This is a genomic window from Magnetospirillum sp. 15-1, from assembly GCF_900184795.1.
GTDB lineage: Bacteria > Pseudomonadota > Alphaproteobacteria > Rhodospirillales > Magnetospirillaceae > Phaeospirillum.
Genome location: NZ_FXXN01000018.1, coordinates 133,892 through 158,973, shown reverse-complemented (window position 1 = coordinate 158,973; position 25,082 = coordinate 133,892). Strand labels below are relative to the sequence as shown.

Annotated in this window: 24 protein-coding genes and 2 pseudogenes; 18 read left to right on the top strand and 8 right to left on the bottom strand. The window is 61.9% G+C overall.

Annotation, left to right across the window (positions count from 1 at the left end):
• Positions 1-728: 728 nt before the first annotated feature.
• A pseudogene (locus tag CP958_RS04945) lies at positions 729-1,081 on the bottom strand (IS5 family transposase); the annotation flags it as partial.
• Positions 1,082-1,144: 63 nt separating this feature from the next.
• Here CP958_RS04945 and CP958_RS25745 point away from each other — a divergent pair.
• The 3 genes from CP958_RS25745 to CP958_RS04935 all read left to right on the top strand — a co-directional run bounded on the left by CP958_RS25745 (position 1,145) and on the right by CP958_RS04935 (position 3,674).
• A complete protein-coding gene (locus CP958_RS25745; RefSeq protein ID WP_141400414.1) occupies positions 1,145-1,963 on the top strand; it encodes a hypothetical protein in 819 nt (272 codons plus the stop codon).
• 1,142 nt (positions 1,964-3,105) lie between these two features.
• Positions 3,106-3,363 (top strand): hypothetical protein, encoded by a 258-nt coding sequence (locus CP958_RS04940; RefSeq protein ID WP_096700878.1) that lies wholly within the window; start codon positions 3,106-3,108, stop codon positions 3,361-3,363.
• Between the two features lie 2 nt (positions 3,364-3,365).
• Positions 3,366-3,674 (top strand): type II toxin-antitoxin system RelE/ParE family toxin, encoded by a 309-nt coding sequence (locus CP958_RS04935; protein ID WP_096700877.1) that lies wholly within the window; start codon positions 3,366-3,368, stop codon positions 3,672-3,674.
• An 8-nt stretch (positions 3,675-3,682) separates the two neighbouring features.
• Here CP958_RS04935 and CP958_RS04930 read toward each other — a convergent pair whose 3' ends face one another.
• Positions 3,683-4,099 carry a phage baseplate assembly protein gene (locus tag CP958_RS04930; RefSeq protein ID WP_096700876.1) on the bottom strand — a complete coding sequence of 139 codons (417 nt, stop codon included), beginning with the start codon at positions 4,097-4,099 and terminating at the stop codon, positions 3,683-3,685.
• Positions 4,092-4,511, bottom strand: a complete 420-nt coding sequence (locus CP958_RS04925) for a hypothetical protein (RefSeq protein ID WP_096700875.1) — start codon at positions 4,509-4,511, stop codon at positions 4,092-4,094. Before CP958_RS04925 ends, CP958_RS04930 begins: the two co-directional genes overlap by 8 nt.
• 240 nt (positions 4,512-4,751) lie before the next feature.
• Between CP958_RS04925 and CP958_RS04920 the strand changes: the two are divergent.
• A pseudogene (locus CP958_RS04920) lies at positions 4,752-5,293 on the top strand (IS5 family transposase); the annotation flags it as partial.
• Between the two features lie 95 nt (positions 5,294-5,388).
• Here the strand turns inward: CP958_RS04920 and CP958_RS04915 are convergent.
• Together CP958_RS04915 and CP958_RS04910 are read right to left on the bottom strand one after the other, a co-directional pair.
• Positions 5,389-5,796, bottom strand: coding sequence for a DUF1489 domain-containing protein (locus CP958_RS04915; RefSeq protein WP_096700874.1), 408 nt, complete (start codon positions 5,794-5,796; stop codon positions 5,389-5,391).
• A gap of 358 nt (positions 5,797-6,154) precedes the next feature.
• Positions 6,155-7,078 (bottom strand): LysR family transcriptional regulator, encoded by a 924-nt coding sequence (locus CP958_RS04910; protein ID WP_096700873.1) that lies wholly within the window; start codon positions 7,076-7,078, stop codon positions 6,155-6,157.
• A gap of 155 nt (positions 7,079-7,233) precedes the next feature.
• Here CP958_RS04910 and CP958_RS04905 point away from each other — a divergent pair, with 155 nt between their 5' ends.
• The 14 genes from CP958_RS04905 to CP958_RS04840 all read left to right on the top strand — a co-directional run bounded on the left by CP958_RS04905 (position 7,234) and on the right by CP958_RS04840 (position 19,530).
• Positions 7,234-8,271, top strand: a complete 1,038-nt coding sequence (locus CP958_RS04905) for a cupin domain-containing protein (RefSeq protein WP_096700872.1) — start codon at positions 7,234-7,236, stop codon at positions 8,269-8,271.
• A gap of 17 nt (positions 8,272-8,288) precedes the next feature.
• Positions 8,289-8,999: a fumarylacetoacetate hydrolase family protein gene (locus CP958_RS04900; RefSeq protein ID WP_096700871.1), complete on the top strand. Its 711-nt coding sequence runs from the start codon at positions 8,289-8,291 to the stop codon at positions 8,997-8,999.
• Positions 9,000-9,021: 22 nt separating this feature from the next.
• A complete protein-coding gene (locus CP958_RS04895) occupies positions 9,022-9,963 on the top strand; it encodes a 3-hydroxybenzoate 6-monooxygenase (RefSeq protein ID WP_197706350.1) in 942 nt (313 codons plus the stop codon).
• Positions 9,942-10,214 carry a hypothetical protein gene (locus tag CP958_RS26620; RefSeq protein WP_197706349.1) on the top strand — a complete coding sequence of 91 codons (273 nt, stop codon included), beginning with the start codon at positions 9,942-9,944 and terminating at the stop codon, positions 10,212-10,214. Before CP958_RS04895 ends, CP958_RS26620 begins: the two co-directional genes overlap by 22 nt.
• A 15-nt stretch (positions 10,215-10,229) precedes the next feature.
• On the top strand, positions 10,230-10,868 hold the full coding sequence (gene maiA, locus CP958_RS04890; protein WP_096700870.1) for a maleylacetoacetate isomerase: 639 nt from the start codon (positions 10,230-10,232) through the stop codon (positions 10,866-10,868).
• Positions 10,858-11,280: an acyl-CoA thioesterase gene (locus CP958_RS04885; protein ID WP_096700869.1), complete on the top strand. Its 423-nt coding sequence runs from the start codon at positions 10,858-10,860 to the stop codon at positions 11,278-11,280. The genes maiA and CP958_RS04885 overlap by 11 nt, the downstream gene beginning before the upstream one ends.
• A 422-nt stretch (positions 11,281-11,702) precedes the next feature.
• Positions 11,703-12,182 carry an OB-fold domain-containing protein gene (locus tag CP958_RS04875; protein ID WP_096700867.1) on the top strand — a complete coding sequence of 160 codons (480 nt, stop codon included), beginning with the start codon at positions 11,703-11,705 and terminating at the stop codon, positions 12,180-12,182.
• 43 nt (positions 12,183-12,225) lie between these two features.
• Positions 12,226-13,392, top strand: coding sequence for a thiolase family protein (locus CP958_RS04870; RefSeq protein ID WP_096700866.1), 1,167 nt, complete (start codon positions 12,226-12,228; stop codon positions 13,390-13,392).
• A gap of 34 nt (positions 13,393-13,426) precedes the next feature.
• Positions 13,427-14,182 (top strand): SDR family oxidoreductase, encoded by a 756-nt coding sequence (locus CP958_RS04865; protein WP_170958838.1) that lies wholly within the window; start codon positions 13,427-13,429, stop codon positions 14,180-14,182.
• A 46-nt stretch (positions 14,183-14,228) separates the two neighbouring features.
• Complete coding sequence (locus tag CP958_RS04860; RefSeq protein WP_096700864.1) at positions 14,229-14,975, top strand: SDR family NAD(P)-dependent oxidoreductase; 747 nt, start codon at positions 14,229-14,231, stop codon at positions 14,973-14,975.
• A 74-nt stretch (positions 14,976-15,049) separates the two neighbouring features.
• On the top strand, positions 15,050-16,252 hold the full coding sequence (locus CP958_RS04855) for a CoA transferase (RefSeq protein WP_197706348.1): 1,203 nt from the start codon (positions 15,050-15,052) through the stop codon (positions 16,250-16,252).
• On the top strand, positions 16,236-17,462 hold the full coding sequence (locus CP958_RS04850; protein WP_096700862.1) for a CoA transferase: 1,227 nt from the start codon (positions 16,236-16,238) through the stop codon (positions 17,460-17,462). Before CP958_RS04855 ends, CP958_RS04850 begins: the two co-directional genes overlap by 17 nt.
• Positions 17,463-17,523: 61 nt before the next feature.
• Complete coding sequence (locus CP958_RS04845) at positions 17,524-18,750, top strand: acyl-CoA dehydrogenase family protein (protein WP_096700861.1); 1,227 nt, start codon at positions 17,524-17,526, stop codon at positions 18,748-18,750.
• Positions 18,751-18,759: 9 nt separating this feature from the next.
• The gene (locus CP958_RS04840; protein ID WP_096700860.1) at positions 18,760-19,530 is read left to right on the top strand and encodes an enoyl-CoA hydratase/isomerase family protein; all 771 of its coding nucleotides are present in this window, start codon (positions 18,760-18,762) and stop codon (positions 19,528-19,530) included.
• Positions 19,531-20,046: 516 nt separating this feature from the next.
• On the opposite strand, the gene CP958_RS04835 is transcribed toward CP958_RS04840, so the two are convergent.
• The 3 genes from CP958_RS04835 to CP958_RS04825 all read right to left on the bottom strand — a co-directional run bounded on the left by CP958_RS04835 (position 20,047) and on the right by CP958_RS04825 (position 25,078).
• Positions 20,047-21,720 carry a methyl-accepting chemotaxis protein gene (locus tag CP958_RS04835; RefSeq protein ID WP_096700859.1) on the bottom strand — a complete coding sequence of 558 codons (1,674 nt, stop codon included), beginning with the start codon at positions 21,718-21,720 and terminating at the stop codon, positions 20,047-20,049.
• 116 nt (positions 21,721-21,836) lie between these two features.
• The gene (locus CP958_RS04830) at positions 21,837-23,141 is read right to left on the bottom strand and encodes a DUF1329 domain-containing protein (RefSeq protein WP_096700858.1); all 1,305 of its coding nucleotides are present in this window, start codon (positions 23,139-23,141) and stop codon (positions 21,837-21,839) included.
• Positions 23,142-23,230: 89 nt separating this feature from the next.
• Entirely contained in the window at positions 23,231-25,078 is a 1,848-nt protein-coding gene (locus CP958_RS04825) for a DUF1302 family protein (RefSeq protein ID WP_096700857.1), read from the bottom strand.
• Between the last annotated feature and the right edge of the window lie 4 nt (positions 25,079-25,082).

The following is a 25,082-nucleotide window of genomic DNA, read 5'->3' as shown; positions in this document are numbered from 1 at the left end:
GCACTACACTAACAAATATCGGATTTGACCTTGATGTTACAGCAGTAAGATGACAGCGATGCCGCTAGGAATTCCAATTTTACTGGCACTCATTATAGCATCAAGCCCTGCTGAGTGCGGCTCCATAACCCTAGAAGATGCTCCCATTGCAGCCCGCGATCGCGATGAGCCCAGGCGGGCTCATCGCGATCGCGGGCTGCAATGGGAGCATCTTCTACGGGGTTATGGAGCCGCACTCAGCAGGGCTTGATGCTATAATGAGTGCCAGTAAAATTGGAATTCCTAGCGGCATCGCTGTCATCTTACTGCTGTAACATCAAGGTCAAATCCGATAGTTTGTTAGTGTAGTGCTGTCCCCCATTTGGGGTTTATTCTTCTATCTAGTGTTGACGCGATTGATGCGCCCGAACACTTTGTATCTAAGTGACGTTGCTACGCATTTAAATGTTACCGAGTCTGTTGCGGAATATGAGTTTCCAGCGTTAAGTGCGTATGTTTCTTTTTACATAAATTGGATCTCCTTTCTCTTCAATATACTTTGGTTCGTAGGTTCTTCGTTAGGGTGTACTTAATATCAATAGATATCTCTCTTGAGATGGTCGCGCTGCTTTTTGGTATGATGGAAACTTTTCGCGTGATGTCTTTGCATGAGCCAGAGTAAGAGTCCAATAGGCAATATCGGCAAGGCTGGTGATCTCGTTTTCGATTTCAAAAATGCTCATAATATCCCCCATGCTGCCATCGTCGAGAGCCCCTTTTTTCCCGTGGCCCCGTGTTGGTGAACGCGGACACAGGTCGAGTCGATCATGATGATGTCGCCATCGTAAGCCTTGGAGATTTCCTCCAGAAGCCGGTCCCAGACGCCCGCCTTGCGCCAGCGGACGAACCGGTTGTAGCAGGTGGTCGATGGGCCGTAGCGCTCGGGAACTTCCGCCCAAGGCGAGCCCGTGCGGAACCGCCACAGGATACCGTTCAGGACCCGACGGTCATCAACCCGAGGCACGCCGCGAGGCTTGTTCGGAAGCAAGGGCTCGATGATCGACCATTCGTGATCCGTCAACTCGTACCGCCGCCGTGCCATCAATGCCCTCCGTGCCAGAGGGAATCGTTGAATCACGACGCGCGACGAAGGGGAAGCCTGTTTATGAGTTTACGGCCTAACCCCTTCCCTGTCCTTGGTGAGAACCTCTTTGGCAACCAAACCGGCAAGGAAACGTCTGGAAATGGGACAACGAGCGGCGAAAATAATGGCCCAGCGCTAGGGCGCGACGGGAATAATCAGAATATTATTGGAAAGATAAATGACTCAGAAAAACTTAAGGAGGCAAAGGATAGGGTTCAGCGCGAGGAGGCTGTTGTTAACGCAAATAGATATCTAGACACAATTGTAACTGGTGATACGGTAAAGTTATCTGATTCGCAGCAGCGCGATATGACAAATATCGTAAACTCCCTTATAGTTTCAAATTCAATAAATGAAGCTTTAGACACATTCCATAAAATCGATGAGTCGGCCCAACTCAAGGTCCTTGATGCTTTTTCGGCCTCAGCAACAGACGCTATTAAGAATTTAATTGTTGGAAAATTTCGTGATGCGATTATCGAGGCTGTTGGAAATGGGGTCGCAGATAACGCCGGAACAGATACCCTAAAAATTAGAGACCTAAGTGATGCAATAAATTCCGCAGTTGCTGCGTCAACGTCGAACGAAAGGGCTGATAAATTGGCTGCTGTAGCCTCAGCAATCAACCTCTTATCCGATACTGTTCCTCTCCTGGGGCAGCTAAGTGATGCCATCTCCCTTGCTATCGATATATCCCGAGGAACGCAGTCAAGGATTGATAGCCGCGACGAGGCAATTGTAAATACAATGCATCTATTGCAAAGTGATCCCGCTTATGCTGGGAAGATAAGTCAGTTGACTGGTATTGATTTTAATAGCGTAACAGTGCAATTTAATTAATTTTTGATCAATCTGATGCTAAATCTACTTGTTTTGTCTGAAACATCTCAAGTGAACATGACGTAATTTCTGAATATGGTTAAATTGTACGAAGATGATTCTGAATATGAATCTGAGCTTCAGTATGCGGACTGATTTGATTGGGCTGTGTATGATAGATTGTATCTATCTATAAATCATGCTGGCGGCAGCTTTAGTGTTTGAACAATGATATTATTTCGTAGTTTGACCATTTCGTCGGCGCACAATTCTCAAGATATGGTTCTGCACATCGTTTTCCATTCCGGCAGGCTTGGAACTCGCCATCATTTTGCGCAGAGCGCATCTGCTTCTTTCCGCTGATAGTAACCTCATAGCCACGTCATGGATGAATTGCAATTCGTATGGCTTCAGTTGCAGNTTTTCTGGCTGCGCTACCCCATCCCGAACCGTTGTTGCTCATAAATTCATGCACGACCATGTCTGAAGCGTCTTTCCTGTTCATATGGTAATCTCAAGAAGTCACTTCCTGCATTCTTTAGCTGGCACGCAAGTGGCTCCATCGTATCCGTATCCCGGTGCGCACACAAAATAGCAGGGATAGGCCGAGTTTATCGTCTGCCGGGGTTGATTTTTACGTGACGCTGCTCATGCCCTTAAAAATGCGTTTTTGGGCTTAATTGATGCGCAATTGAACGTTGTGTTGTTTGGAGAATTTCTGGGCCAACGCCCAATTATTGAGAACAAAATGATGGCGATTCCAATTGCAATAAATATTGATGTTGCCACTAATTTGAGAGTGATTTTATTTGCAGTCATGGTCGTAATTTTAAGATATATGTTGCTTTATATATTATTAATAATAGTTATGATGTCAAAAAAATATTTGCACAATGATTTGTCTGGAAATAGGGCGCATTATATAATGTGCGTTATGTAATGCGTTTATTAATATTGGGTTTGCGATGCCAATTGCGCGGCCAAATGAAAGTTGGTTTTGTTGACAATTTTTTGCACGTAATGTTGTATGATATATTTTATTGGCGTATCAGGGAGGCATTCCCTTCCGGATATATGCCGCTGTGGCCCGCTCAAATGGGGGTGTGGAAATCGGTGGCTCGCTCCGTGTAAGATGTTCGGAGCAATGCGAGGAGGCTTTTGGCATGCGGAACAGCGCGACATTGGCGATGCAGGGGGACAAGCTGCCTCCCGAGCTTTCCGCCGCGCTCAAAGGCAGCGAGGCCGGGGCTGTGTATGCCGTCCATATCCAAAAACTTTCGGTTGAGGATGCCGCCGACTTTTTGGAGACCCGCGCCAAAATTCAGGAAGGTCTTGCGGCCATCGCGGCAGGCGAGGTCTACGACGAGGACGAGGCATACGCCGAAATTGCACGGTTGATGGATGACGAGGCTGCCGAGTAGCTATGCCTCGCGTCACCTATTCGAAGCCAGCAATCAGCGATATTGCCAAGATTGGCGCCCATATAGCAAAGCATAACAAGCCGGTGTCGGTGAGCTTTGTTGCCAGCATAAAGGAAAAATGCCAAACCATCGCTTCCGCTCCCCTTATTGGGCGGGAGCATGAAGATTATGGGGCGGGCATTCGTAGCTTTCCTCTTGGCAATTATGTCATTTTTTACCAGCCCGATAGCTTCGGCATAACCGTTGTTCGCGTCCTTCATGGAGCGCGAGATATAGCCCGGCTCATGTCTGAAGAACCGGGCTATTCCTGATCGGCCCCCTATCCCCTGAGCGGCACAATGTTGCTCTCGCCGTCCTGGGGCGTTACCAGACTTTCCAGGTAGTTCGCCCAGGTATCCAGTGCCCGCCGTTTTTCCGGCACGTATGTGTGCTTGTCGTACACCGTAGCCGTAACGCCTCGCGGGGCGTGGTTCAGCACGCGGGCGATATGCTCGACCGGAACTCCGAGTTCGGCCATGCGCGTAGCTGCCGTGCGGCGCAGGTCGTGCAACCGGCACGCCTGCCCGGCCCTTACCGGCTGGCGCCGCAGTTGACCGCCCGCCAGATATTCCTCGGTCAGGGTCAGGCTGAAGTCACCGGCGATGTGGTCCAGGTTCAACGCCACGGCGGCGGTTGACCACCCCTCATGTTGCTGGCCATCCACCCACAGGGTGACGCGGTTTTCCGGATCAGCCATTGGTCGGCACCCTCAGGATCATGCCGCCGGGGATGAAACCGGGATGGCGGATTGTCGGGTTACGTTCCAGCACGACGGTGTCCTTCGCGGCATCGCCCCACAGGCGATGGGCCAGGACCAGGGCCGGGGTGTCGGCGTCGTTGGTGATGTCAGACAGGCGCGACAAGTCAGCGCCCCGCGTGGTGATGTCGCGGACACTGGCCGCCCGCAAGGTGGACAGGGCCTGATAGGTAGCATCGGGCGCGGTCATCATGCGTTGGTCCAGACCAGCGGCGACCTGGTCGCGTACGGCCACGGCGTCGTCATAGACCACGAAGGGGATATCCGCCGAGGCCCTGGCGGCTTCTACCGTGGCCAGTCCGCGCACCAGCGCTACCATGGCGCCCTGATTGGCGGCGGACTGCGCCCGCATGGTCGTCGTGGGGGCGATGACGGGCCAGTCGGCGCCGTAGCTGGTCAGCCCCTGGGCCGCCTGATAGCGCGACCATCACCGCCACGCCGGGAGACGTGCCGCGCATCTCGGCGCGCATACCGGCCGGCAGGATCAATTCGACGACGACGTGTTGCTGGCCGCCAGCCGACGACCCGGCCGGGCCGGTGCCCGCCGTCGCGCCGCCCGCTGCACCGCCGCCAGCCATGACGGCGGCGCCCCTGGGACCAGCTTCTGGAGGAAATCTCCAAGGCTTACGATGGTGACATCATCATGATCGACTCGACCTGTGTCCGCGTTCACCAGCACGGGGGCACGGAAAAAAAGGGGCTCTCGACAATGGCGGCATGGGACGTTCCCGTGGGGGCCTCACCAGCAAGATCCACGCGCTCGTCGATGCGGAAGGTCGTCCCGTCACCTTGCGTCTGACCGCAGGCCAAGTCCACGACAGCGTCGAGGCAGAGGCATTGCTTGATGGAGCCTTGAGCGATGGCTCCACCCTGCTGGCCGACAAGGGTTATGACAGCAACGCCATCCGAGCCTTGGCCGAGAAGAACAAGACCTGGGCCAACATCCCGGTCAGGTCCAACCGCAAGGACGCCTTCGCCTTTTCCGCCTGGGTCTATCGCCAGCGCAATCTGGTCGAACGCTTCTTCAACAGGATCAAGCAGTTCCGGGGGATCGCCACCCGCTATGACAAAGACCCCCGGAATTTCCTCGCCGCCGTTAAACTCGTCGCCCTGCGCATCTGGTGCGCCGCGTAATGAGTCTACGGCCTAGAACCCCGTTAAAAACGGGGGGATTACCCCCCGCGACAGTCTTTCGAAATTCTTGAGCCGGCGGTAGGGGCGGTGGGCAGTCAGATCAGCCCCAGCGCCCGCAGTTCGGCGGCCATTTCGGGAGGTGGTTCCTGTTCGCCCGGGCGGCGGTCACGTGGGGCGGAATCGGGGGGCAGGTAGCGCCAGCCCTGGAACGGCTTCATGGCGCGTGACTCCACGCTGATCACCTCCGCATCCAGGATCAGGCGGCAGCGCGGCCGTCCTTCCTCATCCCAGTCTCTCTGCACGTCCAGTACCCGCTGGCGGGCGGTGATGAACCCCTTGATGACCCAATAGATCGAGCCGTCCTCGGTCAGTTCGTCGGCGCGCTTGGGAACTGCGCGGGTCAGGTGGAAGACGTGGCCGAAGGCGGCTAACCGAGCCGCCTGGAATGTCTTCAAGGCGTCGATGCCGTCGCAGCCGACTGCCAACTTGATAAGATGAATCATGCCCTACTCCGACGTTACGCGGCTCGGACGAAAGGCCGATATCCTTTCATCACGACCAAGTAGCAGAGAAACTTGCTCCCATGCCGGAAGCATTGAGTTCATTGTTTCGGCCCGGCGGCCCTGGACCCCAAATTTCTTCTGTCGGAAAGCGGGTTCCGACGCTCATCAACCGACTCTTGGCGCCTCGGGGCTGTGCAAGGTCGGCCCTCGTATAGGGCCGTCTCCTCGTATCCATCGTCATGTGCGGAAGGGGGGATGTCAATTCTCTGACGATTCATGTCCCCGCCGGGTGCGTGGGCTCTTGTTCGAGACATGCGGCCCGATGGCCGTGTGTCTCGGCAATTAAATTATTGGTCGATCAAGAGGTGTATCCGTCAGCGGATTCTTCCGCCACCACATGGGAAATCAGCGTCCGCAGCCAGCGGCTGCCGGGATCGTGGTGATAGCGTTCGTGCCAGTACTGTTTGACGGCATAATCCGGCATGGGGAACGGCAGTGGAAAGATACTGAATTCACCGCGGCCGCGCAGCAATTCCCCCAGGCGCCGGGGAATGATCATCAGCAGGTTGGTGCGCTCGATGGCGAAGGCGGCCCCGACGAAGTTGGGGATGGTGAGCGCCACCCGCCGATGGATGCCCTGGCGGGCCAGTTCCTGGTCGATGATCTGGTGGCCGGTGCCGGCGGTGGTGAAGGCCACATGCTCCTCGGTCTGGAACTGCTCGAGATCGAGGCCGGAGCGAACCCGGGCGTGGTCGGCGCTGGCCAGGACGACGTAATGCTGGCGGAACAGCACCTGCTGATAGAAGCCGGCATCCAGATGGGGCATGAAGCCGATGGCCAGATCGGCGGCGCCGCTTTCCAGCAATTGGGCCGTCTGGCCTGCACTGGCCAGCGGCAGCGCCTCGATACGGACACTGGGGGCGGTGGCACGCAACGGGCTCCAAAGCCGGGGCAGGATTACCATCTGGCTGATATCGGTCATGCAGATGCGAAAGCGGCGTTCCGAGGAGGTGGCGTCAAAGGCGCTGCGACGCCCCAGCGCCTCGCCCAGGGCGTCGAGCGCCGTCCGGATCGGCCCCCATAATTCCTCGGCCAGCGGAGTCGGGTCCATGCCGCCGCTGGTGCGGACGAACAGCGGATCGCTAAAATGCTGGCGCAGTTTGCCCAGGGCGATGCTCACCGCCGGCTGGCCCAGGCCGAGCGCCTCGGCGGCGCGGCTGACGCTGCGGGTCTTGTAGATCTCGTCGAAGACGCTCAGCAGACGGGTGTCGGAGATGTTCATCGCAGCCATATTATTCTAAATTCGAATTTTATATATATTATAAAATGCCTGTATGGAATAGCCCCCCTGTGGGTACAATCGGGGCGTCACCACAGGTTGGCGACCGCCCCGATCACCGGCGTGTCGTCTCCCCGATCATCGTGAGAGGGAAACAGATGCAAGAGCTCGGTCGACTCGCCGACCTGCCGGAAAGCTACCGGGAGGATCTCACCGCTCAGAATCTGGTGCCGCTGTGGCCCAGTTTGCGCAGCGTCCTGCCGCCCGGCGCACCGAGCCGGCGCACCCGGCCGATCTGCTGGTCCTATGCCGCGTTGCGCCCGCTGCTGATGCGGGCCGGGGAGCTGACGCCCATCGAGAAGGCCGAGCGCCGCGTCCTGGTGCTGGCCAATCCCGGCCACGGTCTGGACAGGATGCAGGCCAGCGCCTCCATCTATCTGGGCATGCAATTGCTGCTGCCCGGGGAATGGGCGCCGTCCCATCGCCACACCCCCAACGCGGTGCGCATGATCGTCGAGGGCGAGGGCGCCTATACCACGGTGGACGGCGAGAAGTGCCCCATGAGCCGGGGCGACCTGATCCTTACCCCCACCGGCCTGTGGCACGAGCACGGGCATGACGGCGACCAGCCGGTGGTGTGGCTCGATGTTCTCGACCTGCCGCTGGTCTATTACCTCGAGGCCTCCTATGTCACCGAGGGTAAGGCCCAGGCCGTCACCCGCCAAGGCGCCGAGCGCGCCTACCGGAGCGGCGGCATCGTTCCCTCGCCGGTGTTCGGCCGGACCGCCCAGCCTTACCCCATGCTGCGTTATCCCTGGTCGGAGGCGCGCGCCGCCCTCGAGGCGCTGGCCGCCGCCGAGCCCAGGGTGGAGGTGGTGCAGGTGGCCTACGTCAACCCGGAAACCGGCGCCGATTGCCAGAACATCCTCGGCTTCTCGGCCTTGATGCTGCGCCCCGGCGAAAGCCTGACGCTGCCGGCCCGCTCCCCGGCCATGGTGTTTCACCAGATCGAGGGCGAGAGCGAAATCCTGGTGGAGGACCAGCGCTTCCGGCTGGCGCCCGCCGATACCTGCTGCGCCCCCGGTTATGTGCCGGTGACACTGCACAACCGCTCGGGTGACCGGCCCGCCTTCCTCTTCCTGGCCGACGAGACGCCGCTGCACAAGAAGCTCGGCCTCTACGAAACCCGCTCCTGACCGAAGGAACAACCGCCATGGCTCATCCCGACTATCTCTGGCCCCCGCCGCCCGTTGTCTCGCTGCCGGTTCGTGGCACGGAGGCACGCTATCCGGTCAACCGCATCTTCTGCGTCGGGCGCAACTACCACGCCCATGCCCTCGAGATGGGGGTGCCGGTGGACAAGGCCAACGCCCGCCCCTTCTACTTCACCAAATCGGCCTCGACCCTGGTGGAATCGGGGGCGACGGTGCCCTATCCCTGCGGCACCGACAACTATCACCACGAGATGGAGTTGGTGGTGGCCATCGGCGCGCCCGGTTTCCGGGTTTCCGAAGCCGAGGCCGCTTCCTTGATCCACGGCTATGCCGCCGGTCTCGACATGACGCGGCGCGACCTGCAACTGGTGGCGCGCGAGCAGGGGCGGCCCTGGGATCTGGGCAAGGATTTCGAACGTTCGGCGGTTTGTGGCGAGGTCGTACCCATCGGCGCCCTCGGCGTGCTGTCCCGGGGGGCGATCACCCTGGCGGTCAATGGCCAGTCTCGCCAGTCGGCCGACCTCTCCCAGCTGATCTGGAGCATCCCCGAACTGCTGGCCGACCTGTCGAAATTCTACCACCTGCAACCCGGCGACCTGATCTACACCGGCACTCCGGACGGGGTCGGGGCAGTCCGGCCCGGCGATCGCATCACGGGTCATATCGAGGGGATCGGCGAGGTTTCCCTGGATATCGGCCAGCCCGAGTAGAGCGGCGAGGGAGGATATGCACATGAGCAAGCAGGATTCGGTGATCGTCGCCGGCGGCGGCATCGGTGGACTGGCGGCGGCCCTGGCCCTGGTACGCCGGGGATTCTCGGTCGAGGTTCTGGAACAGGCCGCCGAGATCGGCGAGATCGGCGCCGGCATCCAGCTTGGCCCCAACGCCTTCCACGCCTTTGACGCCCTGGGGGTGGGCGAGGCCGCCCGCCGCCGCTCGGTGTTCACCGACGAGATGGTGATGCACGATGCCCTGGACGAGAGCCTGGTGGCCCGTGTCCCCACCGGCGAGGCGTTCCGCCAGCGCTTCGGCAATCCCTATGCGGTGATCCACCGCGCCGACGTGCATCTGTCGCTGCTGGAAGGCGCTCAGGCGACCGGGCGCGTCCGCTTTCTCACCTCGACCCGGGTGGAAAAGGTCGAGCAGGATGCCGACGGCGTCACCGTCTATGACCAGCACGGCAAGGCCCATCGCGGCGTGGCGCTGATCGCCGCCGACGGCGTCCGCTCGGTGGTCCGCCAGCAGCTGGTCGGCGACCCGCCGCGCGTCTCCGGCCACGTGGTCTATCGCGCCGTGGTGGACAGGAAGGACTTTCCCGAAGACCTGCAATGGAACGCCGCCAGCATCTGGGTCGGCCCCAACTACCATCTGGTCCATTATCCCTTGCGCGGCGGCGAGCAGTACAACGTGGTGGTGACCTTCCACAGCCGCAATGCCGAGGAATGGGGCGTCACCGAAGGCAGCCGGGAGGAGGTGGTGTCCTACTACACCGACACCTGCCCGCGGGCGCGGCGGCTGATCGACCTGCCCAAGAGCTGGAAGCGCTGGGCCACCGCCGACCGCGAGCCCATCGGGCAGTGGTCGTTCGGCCGGATCACCCTGTTGGGTGACGCGGCCCATCCATGCTGCAATATCTGGCGCAAGGCGCGTGCATGGCGCTGGAGGATGCGGTGACCCTGGGCGAAGCCCTGCGGAGCACCGGCGACGATATCGCCAAGGCCTTCGCGCTCTATCAGCGCTCGCGGGTGGTGCGCACCGCCCGGGTGGTCCTGGCGGCGCGCGAGATGGGGCGCATCTACCACGCCAAGGGTGTCGAGCGGCTGGTGCGCAACGACCTGTGGACGGGGCGCCGGCCCGAACAGTTCTATGACGCCATGGCGTGGCTGTACGGATGGAACGTCACCAACTGCCTGTCCTCGACCTGAGCCAAGGAGGCGACGATGCAGATCCATAATTTCTTCCGCAGCGGCACCTCGCACCGCCTGCGCATCGCGCTGAACCTGAAGGGGCTGGACTACGAGTACGTGGCGGTCGATCTCAGGAGCGAGCAACATCTGGGCGCCGCCTTCAAGGCCCTCAATCCACAAGGGCTGGTTCCCGCCCTGGTGGAGGGCGATCTGGTCCTGACCCAGTCGCCGGCCATCATCGAATGGCTGGAGGAACGCTATCCCCAGCCGCCCCTGCTGCCCGCCGCCCCGGACGACCGGGCGCGGGTCCGTGCCCTGGCAGCCATCGTCGGCTGCGACATCCACCCCATCAACAACCGGCGTATCCTGGAATACCTGCGCAAGTCGCTGGGCTGCGACGAAACGGCGGTGCTCGCCTGGTGCGCTACCTGGATCATGGCAGGATTTGACGCCCTGGAGGCCATGCTGGCCGCCGACCGGCGGCGCGGCGCCTTCTGCTTCGGCGCCACCCCGACCATGGCCGACGTCTATCTGGTCCCCCAGGTGGAAAGCGCCCGGCGCTTCAAGGTCGATCTCTCGCCCTATCCCACTATCGTCGCCGTCGACCGGGCCTGTGGCGAACTCGACGCCTTCCGGCGCGCCGCTCCCGAGGAGCAGCCCGATGCAAGGTGATCTGGTGGTGGGGGAGAGCATCGAGATCAGCAGTGCTCCCCGGGGACGGCTCTCCACCAGGGCCATCGCCATGCCCGCCGACACCAATCCGTTCGGCCACGTATTCGGAGGATGGATGCTGGCCCAGATGGACCTGGCGGGCGGCACCCACGCCTATCGGCGCGCGGGGGGCCATTGCCCGACCATCGCCGTGGAAGGAATGGAGTTCCTCGAACCTGTCCATGTGGGCGACGAGGTGAGCTGCTACACCGAGATTATCCGGGTCGGGCGGACCTCGATCTCGATCCGCATTCAGGCCTGGGTCCGCCGAAATGGCGGCAGCGACCGGCTGGTGAAGGTCACCAGTGCCATCTTCACCTATGTGGCGATCGACCCGCAGGGCCGCAAGCGGGCCGTTCCGCCCGAGGAATAATACCACCCATCCCATCAAATGACCTGCGGCAGCCAAGAAGATGCTTGATGGTCTCCTTCTTGCGCTCCTGCCGGGCCGTGATGACGGCCTTGCGGGTGGATTCGTCCATGATTACGGCCCCCGAGTCCTGGGTGATGAAGTCATCCATGCGGCCAGGGCCGCGGCCGGAGATCCCCAGGGCTTGGCAAGATTGGCGGACCAGGCGGGTGCCGCGCGGCACCGGAAAGCGGAGGCCTCCGAGGTATTCTCGACCGGGGCCAAGGTGATCGCTCCCTCCCGTTAAGGGCTGTCCCTAAGCTTTAGGTGTTCGCACCAATTGTTGCAAGTCTCAGCCTCCGTCTAGATTGGGCTCCAGGCCGATTTCACTCGAAAGACAAAGAGCGAAATCGTGATGCTCAAGAATTGATGCAGGAGATGGTCCGATGTCGGACAAAAAAGATTCTAAGAAGGCCGATATCACATTTTTTCACCCTGATCTTCTTGAGGTGCCGAAGGACGGTGCACTGCCTTATCTCAAGGGATATCGCTGCAAGCACTGTGGGCAGCTTGATTTTCCCAAGCTGAGTCCTTGCCCCAATTGCTGGCACGATGAGTTCGAGGTGGTGCCGCTCAGCCGCACCGGCCTTCTCTATAGCGTCAGCGACATCTATGTCGGTCAGGCCGGTCTGCCCACGCCTTATGTGTTCGGTTACGTGGACCTCCCCGAGAACCTGCGGATTTTCGCTCAGCTGGAGGGGGCTCCCGGGACCTTCAAATGCGACGACAAGGTCGAGCTGTGCATCGGCACCGTCCGCATGAACCGGGATGGCCTGCCTCTGCAAAGCTACAAGTTCCGCAAGCTCGGGGCGCCCCAGGGAGCCTCTTCGGACAGCCTGTTCAAGCAATGGAACACGGTCGATTAGTGCCCTTGCCGCCGCAATTACCAGAATAAATGGAACGCAAACAATGAAGCTGCAACGAGATGTGTTCATCGCCGGCGTGGGCGAAACCAAATTCGGCAAGAGCGATCTGGAATTCGACGCGCTCGGCCGTCTGGCGGCGCTCGAGGCCTTGAGAGCCTCCAACATCGACCGCCCGACGATGGTTCAAAGCGCCTATGTGGGCAACGGCACCAACGGCATGGTGACCGGTCAGACGGTTCTCAAGGACCTGGGCATGTGCGGCCACATGCCCATCATCAACGTGGAAAGCGCCTGTTCGGCCGGCGGAATGGCCGTGCATCTGGCCATCCGCGACGTGGCCTGCGGCCTTTCGGAACTGTCGCTGGCGATCGGTGCCGAGAACCATTCCCTGCACATGGCCACCGGCACCGCGTTCTCGACCGGCCTCACCGATATCGAGACCGTGCATGGCGCCGTCATGACCGGCAAATACGCCATGCGAGCCAACCGCTACATGCACGAGACCGGGGCGACCGCCGCCGATCTGGCCCAGATCACCGTGAAGAACCGCCGTCACGCCACCAACAATCCCAATGCGTGGTTCAAGGGCGAGATCTCGATCGAGGCGGTCCTGGCCTCGCGCACGGTGGCCAGCCCCCTGACTCTCCAGCAGTGCTGCGGCATCGCCGACGGCGCCGGCGCGGTGGTGGTCGGCTCAGCCCAGATGATGAAGAAGCTGGGGATCGACAAGCCGATCAAGGTGGCGGGAAGCGTCGTTCGCTCCGGGCCGTATCACAACCGTCCCCGCGACATCACCGGCGACGACATCACCGAAGAATCCGCGCATCAGCTCTACGAGGAATCGGGCATCGATCCGCGGGACGTCAACATGGTGGAACTGCACGACGCCTTCACCATCGCCGAATTGCTGTACTACGAATGCCTGGGCCTGTGCGGCAAGGGCGAGGGGCTCAAGTTCCTGCGCGACGGCAATGCCACCCATGGCGGCCAATGCGTGGTCAGCCCGCGCGGCGGGATGTTGTCCTATGGGCATCCCATCGGGGCCTCGGGGGCGGCCCAGATCGCCGCCTGCGTCAAGCAGATGCGCCATCAATGCCCGGGCTTCCAGGTCGAAACCCCCAGAGTCGCCATGACCCACGTCACCGGTGGCGGCCTCTCGGGAACCGAACATGCGGCCTGCACCATGCACATGCTGGTTCAGGGTTGGTAGGTCAAGACGAGCGCCGCGCGGCGAGGAGCCAAAGATGCAGTACGATTTGAAGGACAAGGTGGCGCTGGTCGTCGGCGCCGCCAGCGATGCCGGCCGGGTGATTTCCCGCCGTCTGGGAGCCCTGGGTGCAAAACTGGCGCTGGTTTCCGAGGATGGTGAGGGCCTGGCCGCGCTGGCGGCCGAGTTGGGCCAGACCGGCCCCCGGGTGCTGGCCATCACCGCCTCGCCGCGCCATGCGGGGACCGCCGCGACCAGCCTGGAACACGTCATCGGGCATTTCGGGCAGGCCCCCGACATCTTAGTGAACGCGCTGCCCTTTCCTTCCGGAATCGGTCTGGAGGGACTGACGGCGGAGGGCTTCGCCGCCACCGTCGCCGGGACCTTCGGCGCCGCCTTCGGCTTCCTGCGCGAAGTCCTTCCCGCCATGCGCCGCCAGGGGCGGGGGCGCGTCATCAACCTCAGTTCGGTCGGCTATCTGGGCCTGCCGGGCGGGGCCGACATCGCCGCCGCCCAGTCGGGCATCTTCGGCCTGACCCGCTCCCTGGCCCTGGAATATGCCAAGGACCGCATCACCGTGAACACATTGGTTCTGGGCGATCGGGCCATGCCGGACCAAAGCGAGGAGGACGTCGCCCGACGGACGGCGGCCATTCCGGTCAAGCGTCTTGGCGTCGATGACGACATCGCCCATGCCGTCGGCTTTTTCGCCTCCGACGCCTCGAAATACGTCACCGGCCAGACCTTCTTCGTCTGCGGCGGCAAGAGCGCCTATTTCTCGATGTCCGTCTGACGGAAATCGGTTTCCCCCGGCAACGCAAGACAGTCAAGGACGTCCCATGGGAATTGCAAACAGAGTGGCCCTGATCACCGGCTCGGCGAGCGGAATGGGCAAGCAGACGGCGCGGCGCATGGCCGAGAACGGTGCCGCCGTGGTCATCAACGACATCGATCCGGCCAAGGTCGAGGCCACCGTGGCGGAATTCCGCCAGGCCGGATTCAAGGTGACCGGGGCGGTCGCCGACATCGCCAACCGCGAGGCGGTCGAGGGCCTGATCGGGCATGCCGTCGCTGAATTCGGCGGCCTGGACATCCTGGTGAACAATGCGGGGCTGGAAAAGGCCGGACCGCTGCGCAAGCTGACCGACGCCGACTGGAACCTGACGGTCAACGTCAACCTGAAGGGCACCTTCCTGTGCTCCCAGGCGGCCCACGGCCATATGGTCGGCAACAAGCACGGCCGCATCATCAACATCGCGTCCCGCGCCTGGCTGGGCGGAGCCGGCCAGACGCCCTATGCCTCGGCCAAGGCCGGGGTGGTCGGCATGACGCGGACCCTGGCCCTGGAACTGGGACGCAATGGAATCACCACCAACTGTATCGCACCGGGTCTGATCCATACTCCCATGTGGGAGGAGCTTCCCGAGAAGGACAGGGTGGCGATGGCGGCGAAACTGCCCATGGGGCAGGTCGGAGACCCCGACGATATCGCCAATGCCGTCATGTTCCTGGCCGACGACGACGCCGGCTTTATCAACGGGCAGGTCCTGTATGTCTGCGGCGGTCGCAGCCTGTTCGCGGGCTGAGCCCGCTCTCCGAGAACCCGCAAGCAAATAGGGCCGAAGCCATGGGATCGAGCGGCTTTTCCAGATTGAAAATCGTGGACTTCACGGGGGAGCTTGGCCCCTACGCCGCCAAGATGTTCGCCGGCCTGGGCGCCGACGTGATTCATCTCGAGCCCCTGACCGGCGATCCCATGCGTCGGGTCGGGCCGTTTTACGGCAATGTCCCCGGACCGGAATCGAGTCTGCAATACCTCTACTACAACGCCGGCAAGCGCGGCATGGCCCTGGACCTGACCAAGCCGCAGGGCAGGGAGGTGTTTTTGCGCCTGTGCGCAAGCGCCGACATGCTGTTCGAAAGCTTCACTCCCGGCGTTCTCGCCCATCTCGGCTTGGCGTACGAGGATCTTTGCCGGCTCAATCCCAGACTGGTCCACACCTCGATCACGCCCTTCGGCCATTCCGGGCCTCTGTCCGCCTATCCGGGGGCCGATCTGACCTGCGCGGCGCTCAGCGGCTTTCTCTATCTCGCCGGTGTCGACAACGACAAGCCGGTCCGTTCTCCCGACAACCAGGCCTATCGCATGGCCGAATCCTATGCGGCGGTGGGGGCATCCATCGCCCTGTTCAGCGCCGGGCGCACCGGCAAGGGCCAGTTCGTGGATGTCCCCTGCATCGAGGCCGGCGCCATGGCCCTGGAGAACGCCGCCCAATTCTGGGATCTGGAAGGGAAAATCCGCCGCGGCCGAGGCCGCGAGGCGGGCAGCGCCACGATCCACCCCTGCCGGGACGGCCACATCGCCCTGGTCGCCATCATGGGGCGCAACAAGTCCATGTGGGACCCCTTCGTGGAGTGGATGCGGGCCGAACAGGTCGAGGGCTGGGAGGTGTTCGACGACCTCAAATGGATCGAATACGCCTATCGGACCTCGGACGAGGGCTATGCGACCTTCTGCCGGGTGTTCGATGCCTATAGCCGGCGCCATGACAAGCAATACCTCTACGACGTGGGCCAGCGCCACAAGGTGGCGGTCACCCCGGTCAGCAACGGTCAGGACCTGCTGGAAAATCAGCAACTGGCCCACCGCCGCTACTGGCAGCGGGAATACAACGAGGCTCTGGGCGGCGAGGTCACCTATCCCTCCGCGCCCTATGAATTCGGCGAGCTGAAGTGGCGGTTCGGCCGTAACGCCCCGCGTTTCGGTGAACACACCGCGCAGATTCTCGACGAGCTGGGCTATTCCCCGGCCGAAATCGGCGAACTCGTGAAGATGGAAGTGGTTCATGCAGAGCAGCGTTGATCGCGCCCTGGACGGCATCGTCGTCTGCGACTTCTCGTGGGTGGGAGCCGGTCCGATCGCCACCAGCGTGCTGGGTCAGTGCGGTGCCGAGGTCATCAAGATCGAAAGCATCACCCGGCCCGATATCCTGCGCAAGGGCGAGCCGTTCAAGGATGGCATCTCGACCGGCATGGATCGCAGCGGCTATTTCGCCAACCGCAACGCCAACAAGAAGGATATCGCCCTGAACATGGGCCATCCCAAGGCCCGCGACGTCGCTGTCCGCCTGATCCGCAAGAGCGACATCGTCATCAACAACTTTCGCGTCGGCCAGATGGAGAAATGGAATCTGGGGCCCGAGGACGTCAGGAAGATCAATCCGCGCTGCATCTTCGTCACCATGAGCCTGCAGGGCACCACCGGCCCCCACAGCCAGTACATGGGCTATGGCGTCAATCTCAATGCCCTGTGCGGGCTGACCGCGCAGGCGGCCTTTCCCGGGCAGGCGCCGTTCGGCACCGGCACCAATTACACCGACCACGTCATGGTGCCCACCCATACCCTGTTCGGCGTCATGGCCGCCTTGCTGGAGCGCGAGACGACCGGCCGCGGCCAGACCGTCGCCATCTCGCAGCTCGAATCGGCGATCGGCATGGTGCCCACGGATGCCATGGCCTATGCCGCCAACGGCGAAGTGCTGCCGCCGCTGGGGTATGGCGATCCCGAGGGGGCTCCCCATGGCATCTACCGAGCCCTCGGCTACCGGAAATGGCTCGCGATCGCGGTGTTTTCCGATGAAGAGTGGAGCGCCCTGAAGGACGTCATCGCCCAGCCCTGGGCCGGTGACGCCCGCTTCGCGACACCGGAGGCGCGCCGGTGCCACAAGGATGAGCTGGATGCGCTCATCGAGGCGTGGACCTCCCACCAACATGCCGACTGGCTGATGGATGAGCTTCTCCGCCGCGGCGTCAGGGCGGGTGTGGTCAAGGATGCCCGCGAGGTGATCGAGGACGAGCATCTGCGTCGGCGGGGTTTCTGGGCCTATCTCGACCATCACGAGGTCGGCTCGACCCTCTATAACCGGGCTCCCATCACCATGTCGCGGACACCGCTCGTCATGGAAACGGCGGCACCCAGCATCGGCCAGCACACCAGGACGCTGCTGACGGAAATGCTCGGCTATTCCGACCAGGATGTGGATGGACTGGTCAGGGACGAGGTTCTGACCTGATCACCCCCGCCGGAGGCTTGGCGGGCTAATTGAAGCCAGATTGTCAGTGTGGAGTGGTTCGATGGATTTTTCCTTGTCGCAAGAGCACGCAATGCTGAAGAGCATGGCGCAAAAATTCACAGAAAAGGAGCTGATGCCGCTCAATTCCGTTCTGCTCGAACGTGAAATGCGCATGTGGACGGATGGTCTGCCCCTCCTTGCCGACGAGGATCACCATCGCCTGCTCGATATCTCCAGGGAGATGGGATTCTGGGGCATCGAGGTCGACGAATCCCTGGGCGGCCAGGGGCTGGGCATGTTCGCCAAGACCCTGGTGGTCGAGGAGATGTCCAAATCGCTGGCCGGCTTCTCCCATCACGGCTTCACCCTGCCGCCCGACGCCCCCAATCTCTATTACCTGCATGAGTGCTGTGTCGGTTCGCAGCGCGAGAAGTATCTCGCTCCTTATTGTCTGGGCGAATTGGACTCGGCCATGGCCGTCACCGAGCCCGGCGGCGGCTCCGACGTGGCCGGCCTGAAGACCACCGCGGTGCGCCAGGGCGATAAATGGGTGCTGAACGGCCAGAAGATCTTCATCAGCAAGTGTGATCGGGACGACGTCTTCTTCATCGCTATCGCCGTGACCGACAAGGAGGCATCGACCAAGGGGCGCTTCACCGCCTTCCTGGTGGACAAGGCCCACCCCGGCGTGGTGATCGGCAAGGAAATCCCCGTCATCGGCGCCATGCCGACCTGGACCGTGTTTCTGGACAACGTGGTGTTGGGGGACGAAGCCGTCCTGGGCCCGGTGGGCGGCGCCTTCGTGCCGTTGCAAAATCGTTTCGGCGTACGCCGGATCGAACTGGCCGCCCACTGCACCGGCATGGCCGAGCGCCTGATCCAGATGATGATCGACCAGGCCAATATCCGCCAGACCTTCGGTGAATTGCTGGCCGAACGCCAGACGGTGCAGAACTGGATCGCCGATTCCACCATCGAGTTGGAGCAGGTACGGCTGCAGTTGTACTACGCCGCCTGGAAGTCGGATCTGGGCCACAAGGATCTGCGCCATGAAGCGGCAGCCCTGAAGGTGGCGGCCACGGAGATGCTGACCCGCGTCGCCGATCGGGCCATCCAGCTTTACGGCGGTCTGGGTCTGTCGCGGGAAACCGGCATCGAATATGTCGCCCGCATGGCCCGGATCTGGCGGATTGTGGAAGGACCCTCGGAAATTCACCGCATGTCCATCGCCAGAACCCTGCTGAAGAACGAACGGCCCTACAGCCCGTTTATTACGTCTGCCGATTAGGAGAACAAGATGCCCGTCGATTTCGAGGTCAAACGGCATATCGCCACCATCACCCTCAACCGGCCTGAGGCGATGAATTCCCTCGACCCGGAGTCCATCGCCCAACTGGGCGAGGCTTGGCACGAGATCCGGACCAATCCGGACATCCGCGTCGCCATTCTGACCGGCGCCGGCCCCAAGTCGTTCTGCACCGGCACCGACATGAAGAAGGCGCCGCCGGTGACCGAATGCATGGCGGCGACCTATCTGCGCGACGGCCAGCCCCTCATCCCCCAGATGAAGACCTGGAAGCCGATCATCGCCGCCATCAACGGCTATGCCGTGGGCGGCGGCCTGGAAATGGCCCTGGCCTGCGATCTGCGCCTTGCCAGCACCCACGCCAAGTTCGGCCTGACCGAGGTCAAGGTGGCCAGCCTTGCCGGCCTCAACGGCACCCAGGTCCTGCCCCGGGTGGTCCCCCAGGCGGTGGCCATGAAGATGTTGCTGACCGGCGAGATGATCGGGGCCGAGGACGCCCTGCGCTACGGCCTGGTCAGCGACGTGGTGCCGCTGGATGAGCTGCTGCCCCTGGCGATGAAATATGCCGAGAAAATCGCCGGCGCTGCTCCCCTCAGCGTCCAGGCCACCAAGCAGGCGGCGGTCCTCGGGCTCGACATGCCCTTGGACCACGGCATCGCCTTCTCGCATTTGATGTGGGGAATTCTGCGCGATACCGAGGATCGCAAGGAGGGCTTCAACGCCTTTGCCGAAAAGCGCGATCCCCAGTTCCGCGGCGCCTGAGGCGAACCGAGGTCCCAGGCCGGATCCGATTGGCTCGCACCGGCCTGTATCGCCCCACTCACTCCTCCCAGTGGAAGGGGGCACTCCCGAGCCCAACTCCCAAAAGGGGCAAGCGCCAAATCAACTGCTTGCCCCTTCCTTTTTTTGCCTGGGTGGATAGGCGCCGGCGAGCCGACCGGCTTGGCGCCGCTCGAAGGAGGCCGCGCGGGCTAGAACCTGCCCCGGTCTGAATCCCCTTTGCTGGCCCCAAAGCCAGGATGCATCGGTGTTTCAAGGCATCGACGATGTCTGGGGACACGAAGGATGATTTCACCACGAAGACACGAAGGGTGCCAGGAGGGCGGCGCGGTTCGTCTTGCCCGGACTTGATCCGGGCATCCCCGTGATGACGAATGAAGAGCAGGTCTCTCGGCGCCCTTCGTGCCTTCGTGGTGAATCCGCCGATTCGTCCCTCTGATCAGCCTGTCGGAAATTCGGGCCGGGGTAGTCCGGGGGCGACATCTTGCGGCCCCGGATCTAGCCGACACGCACCATGGCGATGAAGTTGTCCACGTCCTGGCGCAAGCGTTCGGCCTGGTCGGATAGGCCGTCCGCGGCCCCTAATACCTCCCGCGAGGCGAGTCCGGTTTTCGTCGTCGCCTCGGCCACTCCCACGATATTCGTCGTGACTTCGGCCGTTCCCGTCGCCGCCTCTTGGATGTTGCCCGCAATCGTGCTGGTGGCGGCCCCCTGCTGCTCGATCGCCGAGGCGATGTTGGTGGCGATTTCGTTGAGCTGATCGATAGTGCCCGCGATGCTCTGGATGGCCAGGACCGCTTCCCGGGTGGCGTCCTGGACGGTGGCGATCTGGGTCTCGATTTCGTTGGTAGCGCTGGCGGTCTGGTTGGCCAGCCCCTTGACCTCGTTGGCGACCACGGCGAAGCCTTTGCCGGCATCGCCGGCGCGGGCGGCCTCGATGGTGGCGTTCAAGGCCAGCAGGTTGGTCTGGCTGGCGATGTGGTTGATCAGACCGACCACGTCACCGATCCGGGACGCGGCTTCGGCAAGGCTGGTCACCAACCGGTCAACCTTGCGGGCTTCGTCCACGGCCCCCTTCGACCTGCTCGCCGAAAGCTCCATCTGGCGGCCGATCTCGCCGATCGAATCGGAGAGCTGGGAGGTCGCGACCGCTACGGCCTGGACGTTGCCGGCGGCGTGCTCGGCGGCGGCGGCGGCGGCGGTGGTCATCTGTTCGGTTTGCTGGGTCATGGCCGAGAGCGAGCGGGCGGAATCCTGCATCCGAGACGCCGATTCGGAGACATTCATGACGATCGTCCTCACCGAAGACTCGAAGGAATCGGCGAGCCCATCCATCTCCTCCCGGCGCTTTCGGGCGATGCTGCGCTCTTGCTCCTTGGCCTCTTCCTCGAGGCGCTGGTTGTGCTCGAGCTTTTCCTTGAAGACGTGCACGGCCCGCGCCATGTGGCCGATCTCGTCGCCACGGTTGGTCGCGGGAATTTCCACGGTGAAATCGCCATCCGCCAACCGGGACGTGATGTCGGTGATGGCCCGAATCGGAACGGCGATATTCCGGTTCGCCACCCAACCCAGCGCCACGGTGGCGATCACCGCGATCTGAAGGGTGACGGCGACCCAGAGCCGGGAGGCCGACGATATGTCCTGTCCCGTCAGGTTGGCCTTGGCGACGCCTTCCTGGTTCAGCCGTACCATTTGCTCGATGGCCGAGATCAGTTGATCGTAAGCGGCCTGTCCCTCGCTGCCGAAAAGATCTTCCGCCCGGTCGTACTGGCGATTGAAGGTGAAATCGATCACCCGCTTTCCGATGGCCTGATAGGCCGTCCACCGGCTGCCGAAATGGCGATAGGCATCCCGCTCGGCGTCGGTCGACAGCAGGGTTTCATACCGCTGGCGGATTTTCTCGAAATCAGCCTGGCGTTCCTCGATCACCTTTGCCAGCCGCTGGGTTTCTTCCGGGGTGGTCGCGGATATCTGCTGGGCCTCGACGTTTCGGAGCTTCGCCGACATCGCGTCAAGCCGTCCGAGCGCCTCGACGCAGGGAAGGGAGTTCGTCTCCACCGAGACCAGCAGATCGGCCAATGTCCCGATGCGAACAAGCGCGAATGTTCCAAGTCCGGCTACCATCACAAGAAGAAAGGCAAAGGCAATGGTAATCCGCACCTTGATGCGCATGGTTCGTGCTCCAATAGAAACGCGGGAAATCGGAAGGCTGAAAGAGATGCCCTTGTACAAGGCGAAGATGGTGGAACTCCCTTTATCAAGGGGAGTTCCACCCAACGACGCTCGGATCAGTTGCCCGAACGCATCGCGTCGACCGAGAAGCGGCTCGCCGGAGACAGGGCTGCGTCCTGGAGAGTCCTGATCTGGCCGGTGGTGCAGTGCTGCGACTGCATGTCGACCATGGAGAACGAGTCGTAGATGGCGATGCCGGAGTTCTTGTTCAGGGGCAGGTGGTATTCCGGCATGCTCATGCCGATGCTGAAGCTTTTCCACAGCTTGCCCGCCCGGTCGTAGGTAACGGTGCGAGACGCACCCATGATCTGGGCATCGAAATACATGGTGCGCTTACCGACGGGATGGTTGGGGTCGACCGGAGTGACTTCCACCTCATAGACCTTGCGGAGCTGCCAGGTGATATCGGCGAAGCAGCCGCCCTTGCCGCCGAAGCCCACGAACTTGAAGTCGGGTTCGGCCAGCTCGTTGGTCAGCGGCATTTCGTTGTGGCGGTAATAGGGCATCAGGATGTTGCGGGTGCCCTTGAAGGTCCACTTCATGTCCGAGACGCGGCCGTTATAGCCTTCGAAGTCTTCGATCATCAGATCCGAGCCCAGGAAGGAATCGGTGATCTGGCCGGTCGACAGCTTGCGGACCCGGCGCTGGAAGCCGAGATACAGCCAGGACGAATCCAGCTTGGTATCGTCCTCGTAGCGATGGATCAGGAGCTGGGTGTCGGCGATGTCCTGCGGCTCCGTCACCTTCACGTAAATGGCGCGATACATTTCCGACGGATTGGGCTCCAGGTTCGGCGCCGGCGTCAGCGTGGTCCGATGCATGAAGTTCAGGAAGTTGAAGCTCATCTTGAGGGTGCGCTCGACCTTGCCGGACGACATGGTCTTGTAGGTCCAGTAGAACGGGGTCATGAAATCGGCGTCGCCGGTATTGATGCCGTACTTGTAGTTCCAGGCGAGCTTCTCTCCGGCGCGGGGGTCATTGGCATCGGGTTCCTCGGGGAAAGGCCGGCCGGCAATGTATCCGCTGATCTTGCCGGGGCCGTCACCCAGCTTGACCCCGGCGTAATTCTTCCGGGTGGCCTCGACATAGGCGGGATGCACGGCGATCTGCTCGGTCGCGCCGACCTTGATCTCGGTCCAGCCGTTCTTGATCATCTCGTACATGCCTGCATCGACGGCGTCCTTGGCCTGATCCACATTGGCGGCGTTGATCACCGTTCCCGGCTTGGCGACCGGATGGCTGGGCATGCCGGCCTTGTAGGGAAAGAAGGACTTCTCGACGACGTCGTCCGCCGCCCGGGCGCCCCCGGCGGCGGCCATAAGCAGCGTGGCGGCCAGGGTCGCAGATGCAATGCGATTCATTGTTTCCTCCGATATTTATGGATTCATTGGTCCTGCGGTCCGACGAATCGGAGGCTCGGCGACGCGAGCTCTCCGACCGGTTCGGGTCCTTAGAAGCGCATGGTCACGTTGGCGAAGATTTCGGTCTCGTCGTGGGCGGCGCCGATGACGCCGGAGCGGAACGACCCCAACGGATACATGCCGGCAAGAGAGCCCGTGCTGATCGCCGGTCCGCCGATCGCGGTGTACGGCTTGGCCGAACGGTTGTCGTCGAAGCTCTGGCGGCTTTCGCCGAACTTGACGTTGGCGCCCAGGCGGAAGCGCCACATGGCCGCCGGGGTCCATTCCACCGAAGGTTCGACCACGTTGGCCCTGGCCATCATGTCGCGGGCGAAGACCATCTGCGGGCTCAGCGTGTCGCCCATGTACCAGCCCTTGACCAGCAGGGTGGCGATCCAGTTGCTCTGCCAGTCGGGAATGCCGGAGGTGACGCCGTTTATATGATGCAGTTCGTGCTGCAGAATGTGCTGGCCGAACGCCTGACCGCTGAACAGGAAGGCACGGCTGGAATTGAGGGGGCGGATGAAGATGTTCTTGTCCGCGCCGACGACGTAGCGCAGCACATCCGATTCCGAGTACAGCCGGGAACGGGCCGTATTCGCGAATTCCTCGCCCATGGTATAGGAGGTTTCCAGGCGGAACGCGGTGTCGATGGGATCGATGGTGAAGTCGGCCGAGGCTCCCAGGACGGTGAGCTGGGGGAATTCCATGTCCCACGCCAGGGCGGACGTGTAGACGCCGGGGGTGCTGGTATTGAAGGGGTCGGCGGACGTGATGCCGCCGCGCAGCGACGGCATCTGCGACACCGTGTGCAACCCGTTGATCGAGAAGCCGACCCCTCTGAACTCACCCTCGACCTTGCCGCCGTAGGTGGTGTTGGCAAAGCTCCAGTCCGGCATGTTGGCCTGACGGATGCCGATCTGGTGCGGGCCGAAATTGGTGGCCGTGTTGCCATTGAAGAAGTTGTTGACGGTACAGCCGTTGTCCCAGCAGTTCTTCATGCCGCGGAAGAACGCCGCCGCGCCGAGGGGATTGTTGGGGCTGCCGCCCTGTCCCAGATTGTTGGGACGGAACTTTTCCCACACCCAGAGACCCTGGAAGTTGAGGTCGTCGAACGGCCCCCGCGACCCCATGCGATAGTCGGCCCGGATCATTCCCATGGGAATGCGGATGTCGGACAGTTCGTCATAGATGTTGTTGCGCGAGTAATCGACCGGGTTGACCACGTCGAGCACCCGGAACAGGTCGGTGCGGCCCCACACCAGTTGCTGGCGGCCGAAGCGGATGGCCAGGGTGTTGCCGGCCACGGGAATCTCGCCATCCACATACAGTTCGCGGATCGCGTCGAGGCGGTTGTTGAATTCGGGGGCGGCCAGACCCAGCTTGCTGGCGTCCATGTAACCCGGAATGCAACCGCGCTTGTCCACGTCGCAGGGGCGTACCGGGACCGCGAAATCAACGCCGTTATCGGCGCCGCGGGCCAGGTCGCTCATCTTCATCAGGCCTTCGTTGCGGTTGGCCCGGGCATTGTGGCCGGCGGCGCCACCCGCGCCTTCGGGATACGTATTGCCACTGAGATCCGTGAAGTAGACCTTGCCGCCGGCGCTGTCGCCGTAACGGCTGGTATTCAGATCATAGGCGGCATCGTAGGACGCCCTCAGGGTGGTATGAAATTTCAGAACCGAGAAGGTGTCGCCACCATTCAGCTTCCTGTCGATGTCGCTCTGCCCCAGGGTGCGGGCCTTGGACAGGCCCGTGGAGGGGCGGAAGCGAACTTCCTCGTCGGCCTTGTTCTTGATGGCCCAGCCATCGCCGTCATCGGCCATCACTGGCGCCATGGGCACCAGAAAGAAGACGCCGGCGATTCCGCCCGCAACCCATTTCAACCAATCCTTCATTGTT

Coding starts and splice junctions, on each gene's coding strand:
- CP958_RS25745 (WP_141400414.1), top strand. CDS start 1,145: ATGAGTTTACGGCCTAACCCCTTCCCTGTCCTTGGTGAGAACCTCTTT.
- CP958_RS04940 (WP_096700878.1), top strand. CDS start 3,106: ATGCGGAACAGCGCGACATTGGCGATGCAGGGGGACAAGCTGCCTCCC.
- CP958_RS04935 (WP_096700877.1), top strand. CDS start 3,366: ATGCCTCGCGTCACCTATTCGAAGCCAGCAATCAGCGATATTGCCAAG.
- CP958_RS04930 (WP_096700876.1), bottom strand. CDS start 4,099: ATGGCTGATCCGGAAAACCGCGTCACCCTGTGGGTGGATGGCCAGCAA.
- CP958_RS04925 (WP_096700875.1), bottom strand. CDS start 4,511: ATGCGGGCGCAGTCCGCCGCCAATCAGGGCGCCATGGTAGCGCTGGTG.
- CP958_RS04915 (WP_096700874.1), bottom strand. CDS start 5,796: ATGATTCATCTTATCAAGTTGGCAGTCGGCTGCGACGGCATCGACGCC.
- CP958_RS04910 (WP_096700873.1), bottom strand. CDS start 7,078: ATGAACATCTCCGACACCCGTCTGCTGAGCGTCTTCGACGAGATCTAC.
- CP958_RS04905 (WP_096700872.1), top strand. CDS start 7,234: ATGCAAGAGCTCGGTCGACTCGCCGACCTGCCGGAAAGCTACCGGGAG.
- CP958_RS04900 (WP_096700871.1), top strand. CDS start 8,289: ATGGCTCATCCCGACTATCTCTGGCCCCCGCCGCCCGTTGTCTCGCTG.
- CP958_RS04895 (WP_197706350.1), top strand. CDS start 9,022: ATGAGCAAGCAGGATTCGGTGATCGTCGCCGGCGGCGGCATCGGTGGA.
- CP958_RS26620 (WP_197706349.1), top strand. CDS start 9,942: ATGGCGCTGGAGGATGCGGTGACCCTGGGCGAAGCCCTGCGGAGCACC.
- maiA (WP_096700870.1), top strand. CDS start 10,230: ATGCAGATCCATAATTTCTTCCGCAGCGGCACCTCGCACCGCCTGCGC.
- CP958_RS04885 (WP_096700869.1), top strand. CDS start 10,858: ATGCAAGGTGATCTGGTGGTGGGGGAGAGCATCGAGATCAGCAGTGCT.
- CP958_RS04875 (WP_096700867.1), top strand. CDS start 11,703: ATGTCGGACAAAAAAGATTCTAAGAAGGCCGATATCACATTTTTTCAC.
- CP958_RS04870 (WP_096700866.1), top strand. CDS start 12,226: ATGAAGCTGCAACGAGATGTGTTCATCGCCGGCGTGGGCGAAACCAAA.
- CP958_RS04865 (WP_170958838.1), top strand. CDS start 13,427: ATGCAGTACGATTTGAAGGACAAGGTGGCGCTGGTCGTCGGCGCCGCC.
- CP958_RS04860 (WP_096700864.1), top strand. CDS start 14,229: ATGGGAATTGCAAACAGAGTGGCCCTGATCACCGGCTCGGCGAGCGGA.
- CP958_RS04850 (WP_096700862.1), top strand. CDS start 16,236: ATGCAGAGCAGCGTTGATCGCGCCCTGGACGGCATCGTCGTCTGCGAC.
- CP958_RS04845 (WP_096700861.1), top strand. CDS start 17,524: ATGGATTTTTCCTTGTCGCAAGAGCACGCAATGCTGAAGAGCATGGCG.
- CP958_RS04840 (WP_096700860.1), top strand. CDS start 18,760: ATGCCCGTCGATTTCGAGGTCAAACGGCATATCGCCACCATCACCCTC.
- CP958_RS04835 (WP_096700859.1), bottom strand. CDS start 21,720: ATGCGCATCAAGGTGCGGATTACCATTGCCTTTGCCTTTCTTCTTGTG.
- CP958_RS04830 (WP_096700858.1), bottom strand. CDS start 23,141: ATGAATCGCATTGCATCTGCGACCCTGGCCGCCACGCTGCTTATGGCC.
- CP958_RS04825 (WP_096700857.1), bottom strand. CDS start 25,078: ATGAAGGATTGGTTGAAATGGGTTGCGGGCGGAATCGCCGGCGTCTTC.